Consider the following 19,752-nt stretch of genomic DNA (forward strand, 5'->3'; position numbering starts at 1 on the left):
ACGTTCCTTCCCGTGAGCGACGTTGACACGGTGGTCAGGCGACGTGGGACGGTAACAGCAGTGCGACCGGCGAGGTAAGAGCGGCGTGAATCCCGCGCTCGGAGACTGTGGAGGCGAAGCGACGGTGGACCGGCTGCGGGAGGCTTGGCGGCGTGCCGTCACGGCGGAGTTGTGCTGGACGAACCCCGACGGCACTCCCGCCGCGATCGCCGTGACGCCCGTGGTGCGCGGCGCCGGTTCCGCCACACCGACGCTCTGCGCCGCCCTGCCCTACGCGCGGGCGGACGAGGTCGCGGGCCTGCGCGAGGCCGACGCCGCCGTGTTCGCCGTGACCGACTCGCGCTCACTGCCCGCTGACGCGGGTGCTCCCGGGGCGGGTGCCGCCGGGTCGGGTGGCGCCGGGTCGGGTGGCGCCGGGTCGGGTGGCGCCGGCGCCGCGGCGGAAGCTCCCGTTCGGACCGGCGTCGCCGCGAGCGGCACCGTGCGGATCGTCGACGACCTCAAGGGCGAACTGTTCACCGACGAACTGCTCGACCAGGAACTGGTCAAGTACCCGCCGTCGCGCACCCTCGCCGACAGCGTGCTGCTGCGCCGCGAGAACTGGTGGTGGCTGCCCCGGATCGTCGTGGAGCTGACCGGCCCGGCCGCGGGCCCCGGCTCCCCGGAGGAGGCGCACCCGCCCGAGCGGACGAACCCCGCCCGGCACGGACTGCTGGTGACCGCCACGGCGGACGCCCCGGGCTCACTCCGCGCCCCCGAACTGCGCAGCGTCGACGTCGACGTCGATGCCACACCGCACGCCGCGGCACCGACTGGCGTCACGGGACTGCGAGACCTGACCGGTGAACCGCCGCCGCCGGCACCGAGCGCGCTGGTGTTCGGCTACGACTACACGATGCCGGATCTCGAACGATGGGAGACGTGGTCGCTGGCCGGGAGGGTCTCGGGCGGGCGGCTGTCCGTCGACGCGCGGAGCGGCACCCCGGGCGACGACCTGCGCACCCTGGGGCTGCTGGCGCGTACCCGGCGGCACCGCGCACTCGCGAAGGCGTGCCGGGCCGGTGTCCGCGCCGCCGAACGTCACCTCCACCCCGCACCCTGATCCGGGGTGCGAACGCCCGACAGTGCCGCCGAGGGGCTCCGCAGTGCCGCCGAGGGCACGAGCGGCATCGTCGCAGGTGACGTTGCTCCCACGATGCGGACGTCCCTGGACCACCCTGTGAACACCGTGGCAAGGTAACCGTCGTGACTGTGACGACCGCCGGTGTGGCCCTCGTGGTACGACGCCACGTGGACTACCTGCGTGTCTCCAGCAGTCTGTGCCGGTCCTGACCGCGACGCGCCGCTCCCTGCCCAGCCGCACGTCGAGCGCGCACCGGGCCGCACCCGGTCCGCCTGCCGGCGCAGGCCGATGCCTCACACATCGCCCACGCCCGCCAGGACGGCCCCTGGTCACCGACGCCCATCCGGCCCCACCGCGCGCACGTCCCGGCACCGGTCACGAGCGGCAGCACCGCCCCGGTCGTCCCGCACGACCCCGGCCGCCCGAACGCCCAGCCCGAACCGCCGCCGAACACACCGCCCTGGAGGACACCGCCATGGCCGCCGAGACAGGCCGACCCGCCCGCCCGAAGAAGCGCCGCGGGGAGGGCCAGTGGGCCCTGGGTTACCGCGAGCCGCTCAACCCCAACGAACGTTCCAAGAAGGACGACGCGCCGCTGAACGTGCGGGAGCGCATCGAGAACATCTACGCCCACACCGGGTTCGACGGCATCGACCCGGGTGACCTGCGCGGCCGGTTCCGGTGGTTCGGCCTTTACACCCAGCGCAAGCCCGGGATCGACGGCGGCAGCACCGCCACGCTCGAGCCCGAGGATCTCGACGACAAGTACTTCATGTTGCGGGTGCGGCTCGACGGCGGCGCACTGACGACCCGGCAGCTCGCCGTCCTGGGTGAGATCTCGCAGACCTACGCCCGGGACACCGCCGACATCACCGACCGGCAGAACATCCAGTACCACTGGATCCGTGTCGAGGACATGCCCACGATCTGGCAGAAGCTGGAGGACGCGGGCATGACGACGATGGAGGCCTGCGGCGACAGCCCGCGCGTCATCCTCGGCTCCCCCGTGGCGGGCATCTCCGCCGACGAGGTCATCGACGGCTCGCCCGCGATCGACGAGATCAAGCGCCGGTTCGTCGGCGACCCGACCTTCGCGAACCTGCCGCGGAAGTTCAAGACGGCCGTCTCCGGTCAGCCGGACGTGGCGCACGAGATCCACGACGTCGCGTTCGTGGGTGTCGAGCACCCCGAGCACGGCCCCGGGTTCGACGTGTGGGTCGGCGGCGGTCTCTCGACCAACCCGATGATCGCCCAGCGCCTCGGCGTGTGGGTGCCGCGGGACGAGGTGCCGGACGTGTGGGAAGGCGTCATCAGCATCTTCCGTGACTACGGCTACCGGCGGCTGCGCTCGCGTGCCCGCATCAAGTTCCTGGTCAAGGACTGGGGTCCGGAGAAGTTCCGCGAGGTGCTCGAGACCGAGTACCTGAAGCGCACGCTCATCGACGGCCCGGCCCCGAAGATTCCGGAGCGGCCGATCGACCACATCGGCGTGCACGAGCAGACCGACGGCCTGCGTTACGTCGGCGGGGCGCCGGTCGCAGGCCGTGCGTCCGGGTCGCTGCTGTTGTCGGCGGCGAAGGCCGCCGAGCGCGCCGGTTCGGGCCGGGTGCGCCTGACCCCGCAGCAGAAGCTGGTCGTGCTGGACGTGCCGGAGTCCGAGGTCGCCACGCTGCAGGCCGAGCTGGCCGAGGCGGGCCTGGACACGACGCCGTCGCCGTGGCGGCGCAACGTGATGGCCTGCACCGGCATCGAGTTCTGCAAACTGGCGATCGTCGAGACGAAGAAGCGCGCCTCGGATCTGGTGGCCGAGCTGGAGCAGCGACTGGCCGACCTGCAGGACGGCCTCGACGACCCCGTGTCCGTGCACCTGAACGGCTGCCCGAACTCGTGCGCGCGGATCCAGGTGGCCGACATCGGCCTCAAGGGCCAGATCGTCACCGACGCCGACGGCAACCGGGTCGAGGGCTTCCAGGTACACCTGGGTGGAGGCCTCGGGCTGGACGCGGGATTCGGCCGTAAACTTCGTGGTCATAAGGTCACGAGCGACGAGCTCACCGACTATGTGGAGCGGGTCGTGAGGAACTATCTGAAGCAGCGCGGTGAGGGCGAGCGGTTCGCCCAGTGGGTCGTGCGCGCAGAGGAAGCCGATCTCACGTGAGTGAGGCCACTTCCTCGAGGGCTACGCCCATGCACTGCCCGTACTGTGCCGACGAGGATCTCCGTCCGGAAGACGACGGTGCATGGCTGTGCACGTCCTGTCGGCGGGTGTTCACAGTGACCTTCATCGGACTGCGCATTCCGGAGGTAAAGCGATGACCGCGACAAGGACGGCCGAGGAGCTGCAGGCTCTCGCCGAACGAGCGTCAGGCGAACTGGCGGAGGCCACCACCGACGAGGCGATCCGGTGGGCGGTCGAGCAATTCGGCGACGATCTGATCGTCGCGTCGAATATGCAGGACGCCGTTCTGGTCGACATCGTCACCAAGGTCAAATCGGACATCGATGTGCTTTTTCTCGAAACGGGCTACCATTTCGCGGAAACACTCGGCGTGCGTGACGCGGTGGCGACGATCTATCCCGATGTGCGCATCGTCAACGCACAGGCCGAGCAGAGCGTGGCCGAACAGGACGCGGAATACGGTCCGAAATTGCACGACCGGGACCCCAACCAGTGCTGCCACCTGCGGAAAGTCGTTCCGCTGCAGAACACGCTGGCCGGCTATTCCTGCTGGATCACGGGTGTCCGTCGCGTGGATGCACCCACCAGAGCGAACACGCCGATCGTGACATGGGACGATCGCAATGGCCTGGTGAAGGTGAACCCGATCGCGGCCTGGACCGACGACGAGTTCAACGGCTACATCGACGAGCACGGGATTCTGCAGAATCCGCTGGTCCACGAGGGATACCTCTCGATCGGCTGCGCCCCGTGCACCGCGAAGGTCGCGCCGGGCGCCGACCCACGCAGTGGTCGCTGGGCCGGCAAGTCCAAGACTGAGTGCGGGCTGCACGCCTGAGGAAGGATGTCATGACCACACTTGAGGCCGCGGCCGATGCGGCGCGCGACAATCTCGCGGCGCTGGAATCGGAAGCCATTCACATCTTCCGTGAGGTGGCGGGCGAATTCGATCGTCCCGTGATCCTCTTCTCCGGTGGCAAGGACTCCACGCTGCTGCTGCACCTGGCGATCAAGGCGTTCTGGCCCGCACCGGTGCCGTTCCCGCTGTTGCATGTCGACACCGGCCACAACTTCGACGAGGTCATCGCCTTCCGTGACCACGTCGTCGAGAAGTACGGGCTGCGCCTGGTCGTGGCCAGCGTGCAGGACTACATCGACGACGGCAGGCTGGCCGAGCGGGCCGACGGCACCCGTAACCCGCTGCAGACACAGCCGCTGCTGGACGCGATCGCCGACAACAAGTTCGACGCCGTGTTCGGCGGTGGCCGCCGGGACGAGGAACGTGCCCGCGCCAAGGAGCGCATCTTCAGCCTCCGCAGCGCCTTCGGCCAGTGGGACCCGCGCAGGCAGCGCCCTGAGTTGTGGAACCTCTACAACGGCAGGCACCGGCCCGGCGAGCACGTCCGGGTGTTCCCGCTGTCGAACTTCACCGAGGCCGACGTCTGGAACTACATCGCGCGCGAGCAGGTCGAGCTGCCGTCGATCTACTACGCGCACAAGCGCAAGGTCTACAGCCGCGACGGCATGTGGCTGACCGAGGGCCCGTGGGGCGGTCCGCGGGACGACGAGGAGGTCCACGAGCTGATGGTGCGTTACCGCACCGTGGGTGACGGCTCGTGCACCGGCGCCGTCGAATCCACCGCCTCGACGGTCGACGAGGTCATCGCCGAGGTCCAGGCGAGCCGCCTCACCGAGCGTGGTGCGACACGTGCCGACGACCGCATGTCCGAGGCCGCCATGGAGGACCGCAAGCGGGAGGGGTACTTCTAACCATGAGCTCGTTGCTGAGGCTCGCCACGGCGGGCAGTGTCGACGACGGCAAGTCGACCCTGGTCGGCAGGCTGCTGTACGACACCAAGTCCGTACTCGCCGATCAGCTGGACGCCATCGAGCGCGCCAGCGTCGACAAGGGCATGACGACCCCGGACCTGTCGCTGCTGGTCGACGGTCTGCGGTCGGAGCGGGAGCAGGGCATCACGATCGACGTGGCGTACCGCTACTTCGCCACGCCGAATCGCAGCTTCGTGCTCGCGGACACGCCGGGGCACGTGCAGTACACCCGCAACACGGTCACCGGCGCGTCGACCGCGCAGCTCGGTGTGCTGCTGGTCGACGCCCGTAACGGTGTCGTCGAGCAGACCCGCAGGCACGCGGCCGTGCTGGCGATGCTCGGTGTGCCGCGGCTGGTGCTGGCGGTGAACAAGGTCGACCTCATCGACTACGACGAGGCCGCGTTCACCGTGATCGCCAAGGAGTTCGCCGCACACGCGACGTCGCTCGGCTATGCCGAGGGCACGGTGCTGGCCGTCCCGGTGTCGGCGCTGCAGGGCGACAACGTGGCGACCAAGTCGGAGAACACTCCGTGGTACTCCGGCCCGACGCTGCTCGAGCACCTCGAGGAGGTTCCGGTCGCACCGGACCCGCACGAGGCGCCGTTCCGCATGCCGGTGCAGTACGTCATCCGTCCGCGCACGTCGGAGTACCCCGACTACCGGGGTTACGCGGGCCAGATCGCGGCGGGCACGGTTCGGCCGGGTGACGAGGTCGTCGTGTTGCCGCAGGGCCTGAAGTCGACGGTCCAGAGCGTCGACACCGCCGACGGCTCGCTGGACGAGGCCGGCACCGGCAAGTCGATCACCGTGGTGCTCTCCGACAACCTCGACATCACGCGCGGCGACGTGATCGCCGCGGCCGACAACGCGCCGAAGGTCACCGACGAGTTCACGGCCGCCTTGTGCTGGCTGTCGAGCAAGCAGCTCGAGCCCGGCGCACGTGTTCTGGTCAAGCAGGGCACGCGCACGGTGCAGGCCATGGTCGAGGAGCTCAACGCCCGGTTCGACGAGCAGACGCTGTCCATCGTGGACGCTCCGGAGAAGTTGGAGCTCAACGAGATCGGCAACGTCAGCCTGCGACTGGCCGAGCAGTTGCCGGTGGACGACTACACGGTGAGCCCGCGCACGGGTGCGTTCATCGTGATCGACCCCAAGGACGGCGACACGCTCGCCGCGGGCCTGGTCGGACACCGGTTCAGCCAGCTCAAGGGCGTGACGGAGCCCGAGGACGCGTGACGGTGGCGCAACCGCCTCTGCTGATCGTCGCGCACGGTAGCCGGGACCCCAGGTCTGCGGCTACCGTGCGCGCGCTCGCGGAGGTGGTGCGCACCCGCTCCCCCGGTCCGGACGTCCGCGTGGCGTTCCTGGACCTGTCCGAACCGTCGGTCGGCGACGCGCTCGCCGGCCTGCATGCCGAGGGCCACCGCCACGTCGTGGCCGTGCCGCTGCTCCTCGGCCACGCCTATCACGCCCGGGTGGATCTGCCCGCGCTCGTCGACGAGGTCACCACCCGCCTGCCGCGGTTGTCGGTCACCGTCTCCGACGTCCTCGGGCCCGACCCGCTGCTGGAGGACGTCGCGCTCGACCGGCTCGCCGACGCGGGGGCCGACCTGTCGGATCCCGGCCTCGGTGTCGTGCTCGCCGCCGTCGGCTCGTCGCACGCACCGGCCAACGAGGTCGTTGCCCGGATCGCCCGCGGCTGGGACGGGCGCCGTCCCGCACGCGTCGCCGCCGCCTTCGCCAGCGCCGCACGACCCGACGTGCCCGCGGCGATCGCCAAGCTCCGTGTCCACGGCACGCGCCGGTTCGCCGTCGCGTCGTGGTTCTTCGCGCCGGGGCTGCTGCCCGACCGCATCGGGGAACTGACGGCCGAGGCCGCGCCGGGCGCGGTCGTCGCCGCGCCGCTGGGAACGGACCCCCGCGTCGCCGCGGTCGTCCTCGACCGCTACGCCGACGCGCTCACCGGCGCCGTCCGCACCGCCTGAGGCCCCGCCTGCACGGGTCGGCGTATGCCAGAGTGTTCGGCATGGCTGACGAACTCGTCCACTACTACCTCGACGGCGGGGTCGCGACGATCACGCTGGATTCTCCGCACAACCGCAACGCCCTGTCCGCGCAGCTGCGCAGCGAACTCACCGACGCGCTGACCCGGGCCGCGGACGACGAACGGGCGCGCGTGATCGTGCTGACGCACACGGGCACCGTCTTCTGCGCAGGCATGGACCTCAAGGAGGCCAAGGGCGCGGGCCACGACGACCAGGGAGTCAACGGCTTCCCCGCCATCCTCGAGCAGCTCTGGACGAGCCCGAAGCCGGTCGTCGCCAAGCTCGCCGGGCCCGCTCGCGCCGGCGGTGTCGGCATGGTCGCGGCCGCCGACATCGCGGTGGCCGCGACCGACGCGACGTTCGCGTTCACCGAGGTCCGCATCGGCGTCGTGCCCGCACTGATCTCGGTCACCGTGCTGCCGCGACTCTCCCCGCGTGCGGCACACGAACTGTTCCTGACCGGCGACACGTTCGACGCCACGCGCGCCGCCGAAGTGGGCCTGCTCAACGCGGCCGTCCCGCCCGGCGAGCTCGACGCGAAGGTCGCCTCCTATGTCGACTCGCTGGTGCGCGGCGGACCGACCGCGCTGGCCGCGACCAAGGAACTGCTGCAGGGCGAGCGCGGCCGCACCATGGGCGCCGAGCTGGAGAAGATGCAGGCGTTGTCGGCGCACTATTTCGCGAGTGAGGAAGGCCAGGAGGGCATCGCGGCGTTCGGCGAGAAGCGTCCGCCCCGCTGGACCCCCTGACCCTCGCCGTGAACACACAATGCCGCCCCTCCCCACTGCGGGGAAGGGGCGGCATTGCGCTGTCGCTCCTGCGATCGCGGCGTCGTCGTGCGCGGCCGACCTCAGGAGCGCAGGAAGTCCCGTAGCCCGGCGAGGTCGTCGGTGTTGATGTGGTCGACACCCGCGTCGCGAAGCTCTGTCCACACCGCGGTGCGCCCCTCGCCCGCGGCGTCCGGAGTCGCCCAGAACCGCAACCGCTGACCGGCGTCATGGGCACGGGCGACCATGTCGTGCAGCCGCGCCCGCTCGTCCGCGGGCATCGGCCCCTCACCGCTCCAGTCGAAGAGGTTCGTCCAGTTGTCGCTGACCAGCGGCATCAACTCGGCGGGTAGGTCGCCGCCCAGGTCGCCGGAACGACCGTCGTAGAACGAGCGCCGTTCGGTCGCCGCCGCCATGTCGTCGAGGGGCCGGTTGCCGCTCACCACGACCTGGATCGCACCGGGTTCGACCTTCCCGTCGCGGTAGCGCGTGAGCATGCCCTCGTACTCGGCGAGCTGCCGCTCCAGCAACCGCCATGTACGCGGCCCTTCGCTCTTGATGTCGACGAGCAACTGGAACTGCCCCTTCCAGCCCGGGTAGACGCCGGACTTACCGCGCACGGCGTCGCGGAGCGGATCCAGATACAGGCTGCGCAGCGTGCGGTCGGGGTCGAGCTCCCAGGAGTCGTGGGCGACCTGCAGTTCGCCGCCGGTGGCCCAGACGTCGGCCTCGACACTGGTGAAGCCGTGTTCCAGGGCGTCGAGCAACGGCCGGTCGTGCTCGTAGTCGTTGTGCGCGTGCGCCTGCGCCAGTGGTTCGCCGAGGTCCGGCCGTGGGTCGGCACCGGCCGCGGCAGGCGCGACCAGGGCGAGCACCGCGGCCAGAACGGCCGTGACGGTGACGCGGATCGGGCGCATGGGGGGCTCCTTCACATCGGCTGTGTCGGAGCCCATCGAAACGAGCGATCGTGGCCGCCCGGCGAACCTCAGGAATCGGCCAGCAGAACAGTGAACCGGCGGCTGCTCACCCGGTCACCACCGGCGGCGAGCGCGCGCTGGGCGTCCGAGAGCGTGCCGTGCACGGCGACGTAGGTCCGCGGATCGGCCCGCTTCAGCGCTTCGGCACCGACCCAGACGAGCACGTGCTCCCCCGCGGGCAGCCACGACAGGTCGGTCAAGCAGTCGTACAGCGCGTCCAGGTTCCGGCCGAAGTAGGACGGAAACCGCAGCAGCTCGGCGACGGCGTCGAGGGTCGCGGCCTTGTCGGTCAGGCCGGTGCCGTCGAGCACGTAGGTGAACGCGCCGCGCGCCTTGGCGTCGGCGACGAGAGCGCTGCTGTCGGGGTTCTGTGCAGGTGTGGAAGTCACGGTCAGGTCCGGGTATCGACGACGACGAATGATTCGTAATGGTCTCCGGTGTAGTACAGCTCGTCCTCACTGCCGGTGACGAGCCGTCTGGCACCCCGGTCCGGGCTTCCGGGCGTGGCCACCGTGTACTCGTGGTAGTAGCCGTGGGGTTCCTCGGGCAACAACCCTTCCCGGTTGCCGAAGACCGCGGCGTCCCGTTCGGGGTACGGGAAGGGCCCACCACGTTCGATGAGCTCCCACGTCTCCTCGGCCTCCGGGGGCAGGTCGGCGAGGGCCACCACCTCGAAACCGGATTCCGCGCCCGGCAGGCTACCGCCTCCGCCGGAGGCGTCACCGCCCCCGGTGAGCTCCCCCACCAGCCAGCCACCCAACGCCAGCAGGATGAGCCCGGCCAACGCCACACTGATACGCCTGCGCGAGAACACGCGCGCCTCCCTAGGAACGCCGACGGCCGCCGTTCGGCCGCCCGGCCTGCTCGTCCGGCCGCCCGGGCCGCAGCCGGCCGATGACGTTCATGGCGAAATCCACACCACGGCCGAGCAGCCAGGTCGCGGCGGCGCAGATCGGCAGCAGCACGGCCACGACCAGCACGAACTGCAACGGGAACCACTGCTGCGCGAGCCAGAGCTCGAACCCGTCCCACCAGCGGGCAACTCCGTCGAACACAACCGCGAGCCTACTGCAGGTACGTTGACGCCATGTTCGCCGTCTATGCCAACGAAGCCAATGCCGACGACCCCCTCGCCTCCCTCGTCGTGGGCGAGCGCCCCGACCCGGAGGTGCCCGAGGGCTGGGTCAAGGTGAATGTGAAAGCCGCAAGCCTGAACATGCACGACATCTGGACCCTGCGCGGGGTCGGGATCAAGAGCGAGCAGTTCCCCATGATCCTGGGCTGCGACGGTGCCGGCGTGCTCGACGACGGCACCGAGGTGGTCATCCACTCGGTCGTCAACGACGCGTCGTGGCGCGGGGACGACACCTTGGACCCGAAGCGCACCCTGCTGACCGAGAAGCACCAGGGCACGTTCGCCGACGCGGTCGTGGTGCCGTCCCGCAACGTCGTCCCGAAGCCCGCGGGCCTGTCGATGTCCGACGCGGCGACGATGGGTACCGCGTGGCTCACCGCGTACCGCATGCTGTTCGTCAAGTCGGGTCTGCGCCCCGGGCAGACGATGCTCGTGCAGGGCGCCTCCGGTGGCGTGTCGACCGCGCTGGTGCAGCTCGGTCGGGCGGCGGGCCTGCGCGTGTGGGTCACCGGCCGCACCGAGGACAAGCGAGCCCTGGCCGAGCGCCTCGGCGCGCACGAGACGTTCGAATCGGGCGCCCGACTGCCCGAACGCGTGGACGGCGTGTTCGAGACGGTGGGCAAGGCCACGTGGTCGCACTCGATGAAGTCGCTCAAACCGGGCGGCATCATCGTCGTGTCTGGATCGACGAGCGGCCCTGACGCGAGCGCCGAACTGCAGCGCCTCTTCTTCCTGCAGCTGCGGGTCGCCGGTTCGACGATGGGAACGCGCGACGAGCTGGCCGACCTGCTCGCCTACACCGAGCTGGCGGGCATCCGGCCGCAGATCGGCGCCGAGTTGCCGTTCGACGACGCCCGGAAGGGCTTCGAGGACATGCTCGAAGGTCGGACGTCGGGCAAGATCGTTTTCACACGCTGACCCGTGAAGACACCGCTGACCAGGCGAAACTCCGAACACGGAGAGCTACGATATCGTTTCGTGACCTTAATTACGGAGATCGAAACCGCGATCTGTGTTTAGCCTGGTGCCATGATCGCATCCCGGCGGGAGGCATCGGGCTCCCCGGCAGCAGCCGAGGTTCCGGGGACTCCGGACGCGTCCGACGCTCCGGAGTCCCCGGAACCTCCGGATACCGCGGCCCGCACCGGCGACCCCGGCGCGGGCCCGGACCAGGACCTCGACGTCGAGATCCGCTCCGGCTACCGCCGGTTCGGTGGCTTCTCGACCCGCGTCCTCGAAGCGGGGCCCCGGCCCGTGGAACGCCCCGCGGGACGACGCTTCCGCATGCGGTCGGACGACCGCCTGCGCCACGCACCCCGCCTCGTCCTACTGCACGGCTACTGCGACAGCGCCGACACCTGGCGTCCGGTACTGACCGAACTGGCGCGCGCGGGCGTGGCCGCGATCGCGGTCGACCTGCCCGGCTCCGGTGAGGCCTCGGCCCTGCGGTCCGGGGCGATGCTGCCGCAGCTCGACGTGTTCACCGCCGCCGTCGTAGCGGACCAGTCCGCACTGGGCGGCGTCGTGCTGGCGGGCAACTCGCTGGGCGGCACGATGGCCCTACGGGCCGCCCAGAACCCGTCGCTGCCGCTGTCGGGCGTCGCCTCGATCGCGGCGCCCGGGCTCTCCGACTCGTGGCTCGTGCGCGGTGTCGCGAGGAATCCCCTCGCCCGGCTGGCCACATCGCTGCCCGTGCCCGTCCCCCGCTTCCTCGTCCGGGGCATCGCCGAGCAGGTCGTGCCGCGGCTGCTGTACGCCGACTCGAAGCAGGCGGCGGCCGAGCACGTCGCACGGTTCGTCGAGCTGTTCCCGGACTTCAAGGCGACCGGCGAGCGCCTGGAGCAGGTCGCCCGCCTGATCGCCGAGCTCGACGACGCCTACGAGCTCGAACGGATCGCGCTGCCGCTGCTCGTCGTCGCGTGTGGCCGGGATCGGTTGGTCAACGCCGACGCGGGCCGTCGCCTGCATTCGCTCGTGCCACACAGCAGATTGCTGGTCCGCGAGGACTGGGGGCATTGCCCGCAGCTCGACGATCCGCACGGACTCACGGAGGCGCTGCACTACTTCGCGGGCAGCGCCCTGGCCGAACGGCCGCCGTCCGGGCGGCGGAACGCCCGGGCCGGGCTGCTGTCGGGCGCGGTGGGCTGACCCCTTGACGGGTAGGGCGGCGGCGCCTCGGCAGCAGCACCGCGGCCGAACCACCTCAGCCGAAGCGCCGTGCGGCCGCGGACGCGGCCTCCCGTGCCTCGTCGGCGAGCTGAGCGACGATCTCCCCCGCGGGACCCGACCCGCTCAGCGGATAGGTCTGCCCCGCCCAGAGGGACACCGCCTCGGGGTCGCCCGCGGCGGTCGCCGCGGCCCGCACGGGCTTGGTGATGTTGTTCAGCTGCGGATACGCGGCGGGCGCGCCCGCCGAGTTCTCCCGCAGGAATCGGTTCTCCATCCCGCGCGCGGGCCTGCCGCTGAACGCGCGCGTGATCGCCGTCGCCCGCCCGCCCGCGTCGAGGGCCGCGCGGTAGGTGCCGTTGGTGCCCGCCTCGTCGGCCCGCAGGAACGCCGTGCCCAGCTGGGCGGCGACCGCCCCCGCCGACAGCACCGCCGCGACGTCGGCGCCGTGCACCAGCCCACCCGCCGCCACCAGGGGCAGGTCGGTCTCGCCGCCGATGAGGCGGATCGCCGAGAGCAGGCCGAGCAACGGGCCGCCGCCGTCGGTGCTCGCGTCGTCGGTGAACACGGCCCGGTGCCCGCCGGCCTCGAAGCCCTGGACGCACAGCACGTCCGCGCCGGCCGCAGCCGCCTCGCGCGCCTCGTCGGGCGTCGTCACGGTCACCACGACGGTCACACGCGCCTCGTGGAGCCGCTCGATGTCGGCGGCGAGCGGCGTGCCGAAGGTGAACGACACGACCGGCACCCGCCGTTCGACGACGAGGTCCAGTTTCGCCGCGTAGCCGTCGTCGTCCCACCTGCCCGCACCGAGTGTGACCCCGTAACGGTCGGCCTCTCCGCGTAGCCGGTCGGCGTACGACGTCACGTCGACCAGTGACCGCACGCCGGGGACGAACAGGTTCACCCCGAACGTCTCTCCCGCGAGCTCACGGGTCTTGTGGATCTGATCAGCCAGCGTCGCGGCCGTGAGGTAGCCCCCGGCGAGGAACCCGAAGCCACCTGCCCGCACGACCGAGGTGACCAGTTCCGGAGTGGACGGACCGCCGGCCATCGGCGCCGCGACCACCGGGACGCGCAAGGACTCGAACATGCCCACATCGTACGAACGGGCGCCGCCGGGGCTCGATGCGGTATCGGAATGCCACCGGCGCGCGACCCGGGGGACAGCACACGCCGGCTCGCGATCATGTGACGTACGAGCCGCCAACGTAACGCCGTGATGACCCATCGTCACCCGCCTGAGCTACACCTCGCTTCGGGTCCGCTGACCCTGTCCGCCGAAGTGCGAGTGGACTGGTGCGAGTGGGCTGTGCGGAGCCGTGCAGGCTGCCGCTCATCCGCGGGATGCCTTCGCGCACCACCCGAGAGGAAGAGGACGCATGACCGCGAAGCAGCAGGCCCCGGTTCGCCGCGAAGCGTCGGCGACGCGCAAGCCTCGCCGCGAGTGCGCTCGCCGTCCCGGTGACGGGCGGAGGCCTCGCGATCCCGGGGGACCGTTGCGGCCTCCCGGCGCGAGAGAGCGATCACCACCGGCGCCCGCGACCACGGATGTCGCGATCGGACGGTCCGAATCGGACGCGATTCGCTACTTCTTGCCCTTGCCCTTGTCGCCACTTTCGCCGTCCTCAGCGGACAGTGCGGCGACGAACGCCTCCTGCGGCACTTCCACCCGGCCGACGGTCTTCATCTTCTTCTTGCCTTCCTTCTGCTTCTCCAGCAGCTTGCGCTTCCGCGAGATGTCACCGCCGTAGCACTTGGCGAGCACGTCCTTGCGGATCGCACGAATCGTCTCGCGCGCGATGATGCGGGAGCCCACCGCGGCCTGGATCGGCACCTCGAACTGCTGCCGCGGGATCAGCTCGCGCAACCGCTTGGTCATCTTGTTGCCGTAGCTGTAGGCGAAATCCTTGTGCACGATGGCCGAGAACGCGTCGACGGCCTCGCCCTGCAACAGGATGTCCACCTTCACCAGCTCGGCGGTCTGCTCACCGGCCTCCTCGTAGTCGAGCGAGGCGTAACCGCGCGTGCGGGACTTCAGCGAGTCGAAGAAGTCGAAGATGATCTCGGCGAGCGGCAACTGGTACCGCAGCTCGACCCGATCCTCCGACAGGTAGTCCATGCCGAGCATCGTGCCGCGCTTGCCCTGGCACAGCTCCATGATCGCCCCCACGAACTCCGAGGGAGCGATGATCGTCACCTTGCTGATCGGCTCGTGGGTCTCGGCGATCTTGCCCTCGGTCGGCCAGTCCGACGGGTTGGTGACGACGTGCTCGGTGCCGTCGTCGAGGAAGACATCGTAGACGACGTTCGGCGCCGTGGAGATCAGGTTCAGCCCGAACTCCCGCTCGAGACGGGCACGGGTGATCTCGAGGTGCAGCAGGCCGAGGAAGCCGCAGCGGAAACCGAATCCGAGCGCCACCGACGTCTCGGGCTCGTAGGACAGTGCGGCGTCGTTGAGCCGCAGCTTGTCGAGCGCGTCACGCAGCACCGGGTAGTCCGAGCCGTCGACGGGGTAGAGCCCGGAGAAGACCATCGGCTGCGGTTCGCGGTACCCGGCGAGCGGTTTCTCGGCACCGCGCCGTTCCGACGTGACCGTGTCACCGACCTTCGACTGCCGGACGTCCTTCACGCCGGTGATGAGATAGCCGACCTCACCGACGCCGAGCCCCTCCGACGGTTTCGGATCGGGCGAGATGATGCCGACCTCGAGCAGCTCGTGCGTCGCGCCGGTCGACATCATGCGGATCTTCTCGCGCGGGGTGATCTTGCCGTCCACGACACGGATGTAGGTCACGACGCCGCGGTAGGTGTCGTACACCGAGTCGAAGATCATCGCGCGGGCGGGCGCCTCCTCGTCGCCCTCCGGCGGCGGCACCTGTCGCACGACCTCGTTCAGCAGCTCCTCGACACCGTCGCCGGTCTTCGCCGACACCTTCAGCACGTCGGACGGCTCGCACCCGATGATGTTCGCCAGCTCGGCGGCGTACTTCTCCGGTTCGGCCGCGGGCAGGTCGATCTTGTTCAGCACCGGGATGATCTGCAGATCGTTCTCGAGCGCGAGGTAGAGGTTGGCCAGCGTCTGCGCCTCGATGCCCTGGGCCGCGTCCACCAGCAGGATCGCGCCCTCACAGGCTTCGAGCGCGCGCGAGACCTCGTAGGTGAAGTCGACGTGCCCCGGGGTGTCGATCAGGTGGATGACGTGGTCCTGGCCGTCGACGTGCCACGGCAGGCGCACGTTCTGCGCCTTGATCGTGATGCCGCGTTCCCGCTCGATGTCCATGCGGTCGAGGTACTGGTCGCGCATGACCCGCTGCTCGATCACGCCGGTCAGCTGCAGCATCCGGTCGGCCAACGTCGACTTGCCGTGGTCGATGTGGGCGATGATGCAGAAGTTGCGGATGAACTCCGGCGGCGTGAACGTCTTTTCGGCGGACGGGCGGTTCTTTGTCACTCGTTTCCTCGGATCGCTCGTGGACGGCCTTCCCCATGGTCCCATGCCGTCGACCGTGGGGTTCCTCCGGAGGCCGCCGCGTCCGACGAGGTCAGCGGCGGAGCCGCGGCCGCCGGGCGCCCGGCGTCAGCCGTCCGATGGCCGGACGTCGGTCCGCAGCGGATGGTCCGACGGGACCTGCACCAGCACGATCCGCACGCCGTCCGGGTCCCGCAGCCACGCCTCGTCGAGTCCCCACGGTTCGCGCCGCGCGTCGCGTTCGGGCTGCACTCCCCGTCGCCGGAGGGTCTCCAGCTCGGCGGGAAGGTCGCGGACCTGCAACCACAGCGCCATGTCCTCGCTCGGACCGGAGTTCGCACGGCCGACGATCTCCAGCAGGCCGCCGCCGAGGAAGAACACGGTTCCGCCGGGGAAGTCCCGGTAGATCGCCAGTCCCAGCGTGTCGCGGTAGAAAGCGGTCGTGACCTCCGGGTCCCGCGGCTGCAGCAGGATGCGGCTGTTCAGCACGTCCATGGCCGCAGGGTCTCACACGTCGGCCGGGCCTCACGCCAGCGCGATCGCCGTGATCCCCGCGAGCACCACCACCGACCCCGCCCGCCACCTGCGGCCGTGCGGCTCGCCCAGCAGCAGCCACCCCGCAGGCCCGCCAGGCCCGCCAGGCCCGATGCTCACCTCCCGCATCGGTGCCACCAGGATGACCGGCGCGAGCCGCATCGCGAACAGCACCAGCAGGTACGCCACCGGGGACAGGCGACCGACCAGCACCACAGCACCACGGTGTTCGCCCCAGAGCCTGCTGAGCGCGTGGTCCAGCGCGTCGCCTGAAGCCCCGCGCAGCGGTGTCGGCGAACGTTCCTGCGGGAGCGGGCGGGAGGCGGCGGAACCCTAGGTGCTGTCCGCGGGCGGGCTTACCTCCGCACGCAAGCGGCTCACCGGGCGCTGATAAACTCTTCCACCGCTGCCGTGCGGCATTCCGCCAGGGAGGAAACCCGGCTCAGCCGGGGCCGAGACGAGCGCGACAGCGAATCGAACCGCCGTAGGACACGGCCGAACGTGAAGGAGTCACCTCGTGGCCAACATCAAGTCCCAGATGAAGCGCATCCAGACGAACGAGAAGCGCCGTCAGCGCAACCAGTCGGTCAAGTCCGCGGTGAAGACCTCGATCCGCAAGTTCCGCGAGGCCGTCGACGCCGGCGACAAGGACAAGGCCGTCGAGCTGCAGCGCGCCGCGGGCCGCCAGCTGGACAAGGCCGCCACCAAGGGCGTCATCCACAAGAACCAGGCCGCCAACAAGAAGTCGGCCATGGCCCAGCGCGTGAACCAGCTCTGAGCTTTCACTCCTCGGCTCATGCGAAGCCCCGGTTCCGTCACGGAGCCGGGGCTTCGTGATGCGCCCACCCGTCGCACGCCCCAGCGACCCGCTGACGCGCGACTGTGTCTTCGGCGCCGTGTTGCGGATTCCAGGGGCCGTGTTGCGGGTTCCGGAGGCCGTGTTGCGGGTTCCAGGGCCGTGTTGCGGGTTCCGGGGTGCAGCGCCCGGCACCGAGGCTCGTCGTCCCCGGTCAGCGGCTCTGCTTCGCGCCGACGACATCGAGGACGGCGCGTTCGAGGGCGTAGTCGGGGTCGGCCGCCGCGCCTTTGACCTCGGCGTTCACACGGGCGACGGTGCGCATGGCCGCGGCGAGCCCTGCCGCGTTCCAGCCGCGGGTCTGGCCCTGTGCCTTGCGGATCTTCCACGGCGGCATGCCGAGCTCGCCGGCCAGCTGGTTCGGATTTCCCCTGCCCGCGGCCGACACGCGGGCGACGGTGCGTACCGCGTCGGCGAGCGCGTCGGCGATGAGCACGTGCGGGACGCCGATCTGCTGTGCCCACCGCAAGGTCTCCAACGCCGCCGCCCGGTCTCCGCCGACCGCCTTCTCGGCGACCAGGAACCCCGTGACGTCGGCCTTGCCGCGGTGGTACCGGCGCACGGCCTCCTCGTCGACCTTGCCGCCCGAGTCGGCCACGAGCTGGGTCGCCGCGGACGAGAGCTCCCGCAGGTCCGAGCCGACGGCGTCGACCAGGGCGGATACGCCTGCCGCATCGATCCGCCCGCCCGCCCGTTTGACCTCCGCGCGCACGAACGCCTCGCGCTCGGCGGGTTTGGTGATCTTGGCGCATTCGGTGACCTCGGCGCCGGCCTTCTTCAGCGTCGTGGGCAGCGACTTCGCGGCCTTGCTCCGGCCTCCCCCGGAATGCACGACGACGAGGGTCACGCCCCCTGCCGGGTCCTTGAGATACGCCAGCACGGCATCGGCGAGCTCCTGACCGATGTCCTGGGCCTGTTCGAGCACGATCACGCGGCCCTCGCTGAACAGCGACGGGCTGACCAGCTCGGCCAACTCCGGCGGTGTGAGATCGGACACCTTCACCCGCGTCAGTTCGGCTGTCTCGTCCACGGCCCTGGCCGCACCGACGGCGGCGTGCACCGCCCGGTCTACGAGCAGTTCTTCGTCGCCCAGCACGAGGTGCAGAGGCGCGGGAGCGGCGGAGGACGCGGTCACACCCAGATCCTGCCACGGTGACATGGATTGCAACGGCATGGCCGGGACTGATCGCCATGGCTTAGTGTGGTTACCGAACACGCCGCGCAGGCATACGGCGGATAAACGAATACCGCTCATCAAGAGGGGCAGAGGGAACGGCCCGTAGAAGCCCCGGCAACCGGCGTCAGCCTGTCATCTCGATTCCGCGAGGTAGCTGACGACAACGGTGCTAATTCCGACCCGTGCCAGCGGGGCAGATGAGGAAAGGAACCTCGCGATGACTGCAGCCCTGACCCCCTCCACCAACACCGCCGTCGACCTCGGTCCGGCCGTCGAACTGGTGTCGAAGGAAGAGGGGCACCGCCAGCCGCTCGCCCCGGAGTTCGTCTCCGCTGAGGACTTCTCGCCGCTCGAGGTCGGCTACGACTTCGGGAGGGTCCGCCGGGAGGACATCGAGTCCGGGCCGCGCAACATCTGGCGCTACAAGAAGCTGCTCCCCGTGCCGTCCAACGTCGAGGAGATCCCGAACACCGAACCCGGCTATACGCGGCTGGTGCGGGCCGACAACCTGGCGAAGGCGCTCGGCGTGAAGCGTCTCTGGGTGAAGGACGACACCGGCAACCCGACGCACTCGTTCAAGGACCGTGTGGTCGCCGTGGCGCTCGCCGCGGCCCGCGAGTTCGGTTTCGACACGCTGGCCTGCCCGTCCACGGGAAACCTGGCCAACGCCGTGGCGGCCGCCGCCGCACGCGCGGGATGGCAGTCGGTCGTGCTCGTGCCGTCGTCGCTCGAACAGGCCAAGATCCTCACCACCGCGGTCTACGACGGCGCGCTGCTCGCCGTCGACGGCAACTACGACGACGTCAACCGCCTGGCCACGGAGCTGGCCGCCGAGCACGAATCGTGGGCGTTCGTCAACGTCAACGTGCGGCCGTACTACTCCGAGGGGTCGAAGACCCTCGGCTTCGAGGTCGCCGAGCAGCTCGGCTGGCGCCTGCCGGAGCAGATCGTGGTGCCGATCGCGTCCGGTTCGCAGCTGACCAAGGTCGACAAGGGTTTCAAGGAGCTCGCCCAGCTGGGCCTCGTCGAGGACTCGCCTTACACGATCTTCGGCGCGCAGGCCAGCGGCTGCTCGCCCGTCTCGTCCGCGTTCCGCAACGGCCATGACGTCGTCCAGCCGGTGAAGCCGGACACGATCGCCCGCTCGCTGGCGATCGGCAACCCGGCCGACGGGCCGTACGTGCTCGACACCGTGAACCGCACCGGCGGCGCGATCGAGGACGTCACCGACGACGAGGTGGTCGAGGGGATCCGGCTGCTGGCCCGCACCGAGGGCATCTTCACCGAGACCGCGGGTGGTGTGACCGTCGCGACGGCGAAGAAGCTCATCGAGGCCGGCAAGATCGACCCGGACGCCGAGACCGTCCTGCTGATCACCGGTGACGGTCTGAAGACGCTCGACGCGGTCGAGGACAAGATCGGCCCGAAGGCGACCGTCGCACCGTCGGCCGCCGCCGTGAACGAGATCCTCGGCGGCTGAGCCCTCTCCCGC

21 protein-coding genes and 1 riboswitch are annotated in these 19,752 nt (G+C 70.3%); of the genes, 12 read left to right on the plus strand and 9 right to left on the minus strand.

The window, feature by feature from the left end; translation table 11 throughout:
• Window positions 1-85 precede the first annotated feature (85 nt).
• The 8 genes from FHS23_RS14070 (at window position 86) to FHS23_RS14100 (ending at window position 7,928) form a co-directional block, all read left to right on the plus strand.
• The gene (locus tag FHS23_RS14070) at window positions 86-1,102 is read left to right on the plus strand and encodes a hypothetical protein (RefSeq protein ID WP_343053920.1); all 1,017 of its coding nucleotides are present in this window, start codon (window positions 86-88) and stop codon (window positions 1,100-1,102) included.
• A gap of 496 nt (window positions 1,103-1,598) precedes the next feature.
• Entirely contained in the window at window positions 1,599-3,281 is a 1,683-nt protein-coding gene (locus FHS23_RS14075) for a nitrite/sulfite reductase (RefSeq protein ID WP_183654682.1), read from the plus strand.
• Between the two features lie 29 nt (window positions 3,282-3,310).
• The gene (locus FHS23_RS23260; protein WP_228726678.1) at window positions 3,311-3,439 is read left to right on the plus strand and encodes an Insertion element protein; all 129 of its coding nucleotides are present in this window, start codon (window positions 3,311-3,313) and stop codon (window positions 3,437-3,439) included.
• Window positions 3,436-4,140, plus strand: a complete 705-nt coding sequence (locus FHS23_RS14080; RefSeq protein WP_183654685.1) for a phosphoadenylyl-sulfate reductase — start codon at window positions 3,436-3,438, stop codon at window positions 4,138-4,140. The genes FHS23_RS23260 and FHS23_RS14080 overlap by 4 nt, the downstream gene beginning before the upstream one ends.
• 11 nt (window positions 4,141-4,151) lie before the next feature.
• Complete coding sequence (cysD, locus tag FHS23_RS14085) at window positions 4,152-5,072, plus strand: sulfate adenylyltransferase subunit CysD (RefSeq protein WP_183654688.1); 921 nt, start codon at window positions 4,152-4,154, stop codon at window positions 5,070-5,072.
• Between the two features lie 2 nt (window positions 5,073-5,074).
• Window positions 5,075-6,370, plus strand: a complete 1,296-nt coding sequence (locus FHS23_RS14090; RefSeq protein WP_183654705.1) for a sulfate adenylyltransferase subunit 1 — start codon at window positions 5,075-5,077, stop codon at window positions 6,368-6,370.
• A 65-nt stretch (window positions 6,371-6,435) separates the two neighbouring features.
• Complete coding sequence (locus tag FHS23_RS14095; RefSeq protein ID WP_343053922.1) at window positions 6,436-7,119, plus strand: sirohydrochlorin chelatase; 684 nt, start codon at window positions 6,436-6,438, stop codon at window positions 7,117-7,119.
• 41 nt (window positions 7,120-7,160) lie between these two features.
• A complete protein-coding gene (locus FHS23_RS14100) occupies window positions 7,161-7,928 on the plus strand; it encodes an enoyl-CoA hydratase family protein (protein WP_183654712.1) in 768 nt (255 codons plus the stop codon).
• Between the two features lie 101 nt (window positions 7,929-8,029).
• On the opposite strand, the gene FHS23_RS14105 is transcribed toward FHS23_RS14100, so the two are convergent.
• From FHS23_RS14105 to FHS23_RS14120, 4 genes are all read right to left on the minus strand, one after another.
• Window positions 8,030-8,863 (minus strand): phosphatidylinositol-specific phospholipase C/glycerophosphodiester phosphodiesterase family protein, encoded by an 834-nt coding sequence (locus tag FHS23_RS14105; protein ID WP_183654716.1) that lies wholly within the window; start codon window positions 8,861-8,863, stop codon window positions 8,030-8,032.
• Window positions 8,864-8,931: 68 nt separating this feature from the next.
• The gene (locus FHS23_RS14110) at window positions 8,932-9,312 is read right to left on the minus strand and encodes a barstar family protein (protein WP_183654717.1); all 381 of its coding nucleotides are present in this window, start codon (window positions 9,310-9,312) and stop codon (window positions 8,932-8,934) included.
• Window positions 9,313-9,314: 2 nt separating this feature from the next.
• Window positions 9,315-9,737: a ribonuclease domain-containing protein gene (locus FHS23_RS14115; RefSeq protein WP_183654720.1), complete on the minus strand. Its 423-nt coding sequence runs from the start codon at window positions 9,735-9,737 to the stop codon at window positions 9,315-9,317.
• 10 nt (window positions 9,738-9,747) lie between these two features.
• A complete protein-coding gene (locus FHS23_RS14120) occupies window positions 9,748-9,978 on the minus strand; it encodes a hypothetical protein (protein WP_183654722.1) in 231 nt (76 codons plus the stop codon).
• A gap of 32 nt (window positions 9,979-10,010) precedes the next feature.
• On the opposite strand from FHS23_RS14120, the gene FHS23_RS14125 reads away from it, so the two are divergent.
• Complete coding sequence (locus tag FHS23_RS14125; RefSeq protein WP_183654724.1) at window positions 10,011-10,976, plus strand: zinc-binding dehydrogenase; 966 nt, start codon at window positions 10,011-10,013, stop codon at window positions 10,974-10,976.
• Between the two features lie 111 nt (window positions 10,977-11,087).
• Window positions 11,088-12,206 (plus strand): alpha/beta fold hydrolase, encoded by a 1,119-nt coding sequence (locus tag FHS23_RS14130; protein ID WP_183654726.1) that lies wholly within the window; start codon window positions 11,088-11,090, stop codon window positions 12,204-12,206.
• A 55-nt stretch (window positions 12,207-12,261) separates the two neighbouring features.
• Here FHS23_RS14130 and FHS23_RS14135 read toward each other — a convergent pair whose 3' ends face one another.
• The 4 genes from FHS23_RS14135 to FHS23_RS14150 all read right to left on the minus strand — a co-directional run bounded on the left by FHS23_RS14135 (window position 12,262) and on the right by FHS23_RS14150 (window position 16,443).
• Entirely contained in the window at window positions 12,262-13,314 is a 1,053-nt protein-coding gene (locus tag FHS23_RS14135; RefSeq protein ID WP_183654738.1) for a nitronate monooxygenase, read from the minus strand.
• Between the two features lie 495 nt (window positions 13,315-13,809).
• Window positions 13,810-15,675, minus strand: coding sequence for a translation elongation factor 4 (lepA, locus tag FHS23_RS14140; RefSeq protein WP_343053925.1), 1,866 nt, complete (start codon window positions 15,673-15,675; stop codon window positions 13,810-13,812).
• Window positions 15,676-15,801: 126 nt separating this feature from the next.
• Entirely contained in the window at window positions 15,802-16,188 is a 387-nt protein-coding gene (locus FHS23_RS14145) for a VOC family protein (RefSeq protein ID WP_183654742.1), read from the minus strand.
• A 30-nt stretch (window positions 16,189-16,218) separates the two neighbouring features.
• On the minus strand, window positions 16,219-16,443 hold the full coding sequence (locus FHS23_RS14150; protein WP_183654744.1) for a hypothetical protein: 225 nt from the start codon (window positions 16,441-16,443) through the stop codon (window positions 16,219-16,221).
• A gap of 301 nt (window positions 16,444-16,744) precedes the next feature.
• On the opposite strand from FHS23_RS14150, the gene rpsT reads away from it, so the two are divergent.
• Window positions 16,745-17,005 (plus strand): 30S ribosomal protein S20, encoded by a 261-nt coding sequence (gene rpsT, locus FHS23_RS14155; RefSeq protein ID WP_183654746.1) that lies wholly within the window; start codon window positions 16,745-16,747, stop codon window positions 17,003-17,005.
• A gap of 232 nt (window positions 17,006-17,237) precedes the next feature.
• Here rpsT and holA read toward each other — a convergent pair whose 3' ends face one another.
• Window positions 17,238-18,218 carry a DNA polymerase III subunit delta gene (holA, locus tag FHS23_RS14160; RefSeq protein WP_183654748.1) on the minus strand — a complete coding sequence of 327 codons (981 nt, stop codon included), beginning with the start codon at window positions 18,216-18,218 and terminating at the stop codon, window positions 17,238-17,240.
• Between the two features lie 113 nt (window positions 18,219-18,331).
• Window positions 18,332-18,464: riboswitch (SAM riboswitch) on the plus strand.
• 13 nt (window positions 18,465-18,477) lie between these two features.
• On the opposite strand from holA, the gene thrC reads away from it, so the two are divergent.
• Complete coding sequence (gene thrC, locus FHS23_RS14165) at window positions 18,478-19,740, plus strand: threonine synthase (protein WP_183654750.1); 1,263 nt, start codon at window positions 18,478-18,480, stop codon at window positions 19,738-19,740.
• The last annotated feature ends 12 nt before the right edge of the window (window positions 19,741-19,752 follow it).

Origin of the sequence: Prauserella isguenensis (genome assembly GCF_014191605.1) — a bacterium.
GTDB classification, from domain to species: domain Bacteria; phylum Actinomycetota; class Actinomycetes; order Mycobacteriales; family Pseudonocardiaceae; genus Prauserella; species Prauserella isguenensis.

Coding starts and splice junctions, on each gene's coding strand:
- FHS23_RS14100 (WP_183654712.1), top strand. CDS start 7,161: ATGGCTGACGAACTCGTCCACTACTACCTCGACGGCGGGGTCGCGACG.
- FHS23_RS14090 (WP_183654705.1), top strand. CDS start 5,075: ATGAGCTCGTTGCTGAGGCTCGCCACGGCGGGCAGTGTCGACGACGGC.
- FHS23_RS14135 (WP_183654738.1), bottom strand. CDS start 13,314: ATGTTCGAGTCCTTGCGCGTCCCGGTGGTCGCGGCGCCGATGGCCGGC.
- FHS23_RS14105 (WP_183654716.1), bottom strand. CDS start 8,863: ATGCGCCCGATCCGCGTCACCGTCACGGCCGTTCTGGCCGCGGTGCTC.
- FHS23_RS14130 (WP_183654726.1), top strand. CDS start 11,088: ATGATCGCATCCCGGCGGGAGGCATCGGGCTCCCCGGCAGCAGCCGAG.
- FHS23_RS14075 (WP_183654682.1), top strand. CDS start 1,599: ATGGCCGCCGAGACAGGCCGACCCGCCCGCCCGAAGAAGCGCCGCGGG.
- FHS23_RS14125 (WP_183654724.1), top strand. CDS start 10,011: ATGTTCGCCGTCTATGCCAACGAAGCCAATGCCGACGACCCCCTCGCC.
- FHS23_RS14145 (WP_183654742.1), bottom strand. CDS start 16,188: ATGGACGTGCTGAACAGCCGCATCCTGCTGCAGCCGCGGGACCCGGAG.
- FHS23_RS14080 (WP_183654685.1), top strand. CDS start 3,436: ATGACCGCGACAAGGACGGCCGAGGAGCTGCAGGCTCTCGCCGAACGA.
- cysD (WP_183654688.1), top strand. CDS start 4,152: ATGACCACACTTGAGGCCGCGGCCGATGCGGCGCGCGACAATCTCGCG.
- thrC (WP_183654750.1), top strand. CDS start 18,478: ATGACTGCAGCCCTGACCCCCTCCACCAACACCGCCGTCGACCTCGGT.
- FHS23_RS23260 (WP_228726678.1), top strand. CDS start 3,311: ATGCACTGCCCGTACTGTGCCGACGAGGATCTCCGTCCGGAAGACGAC.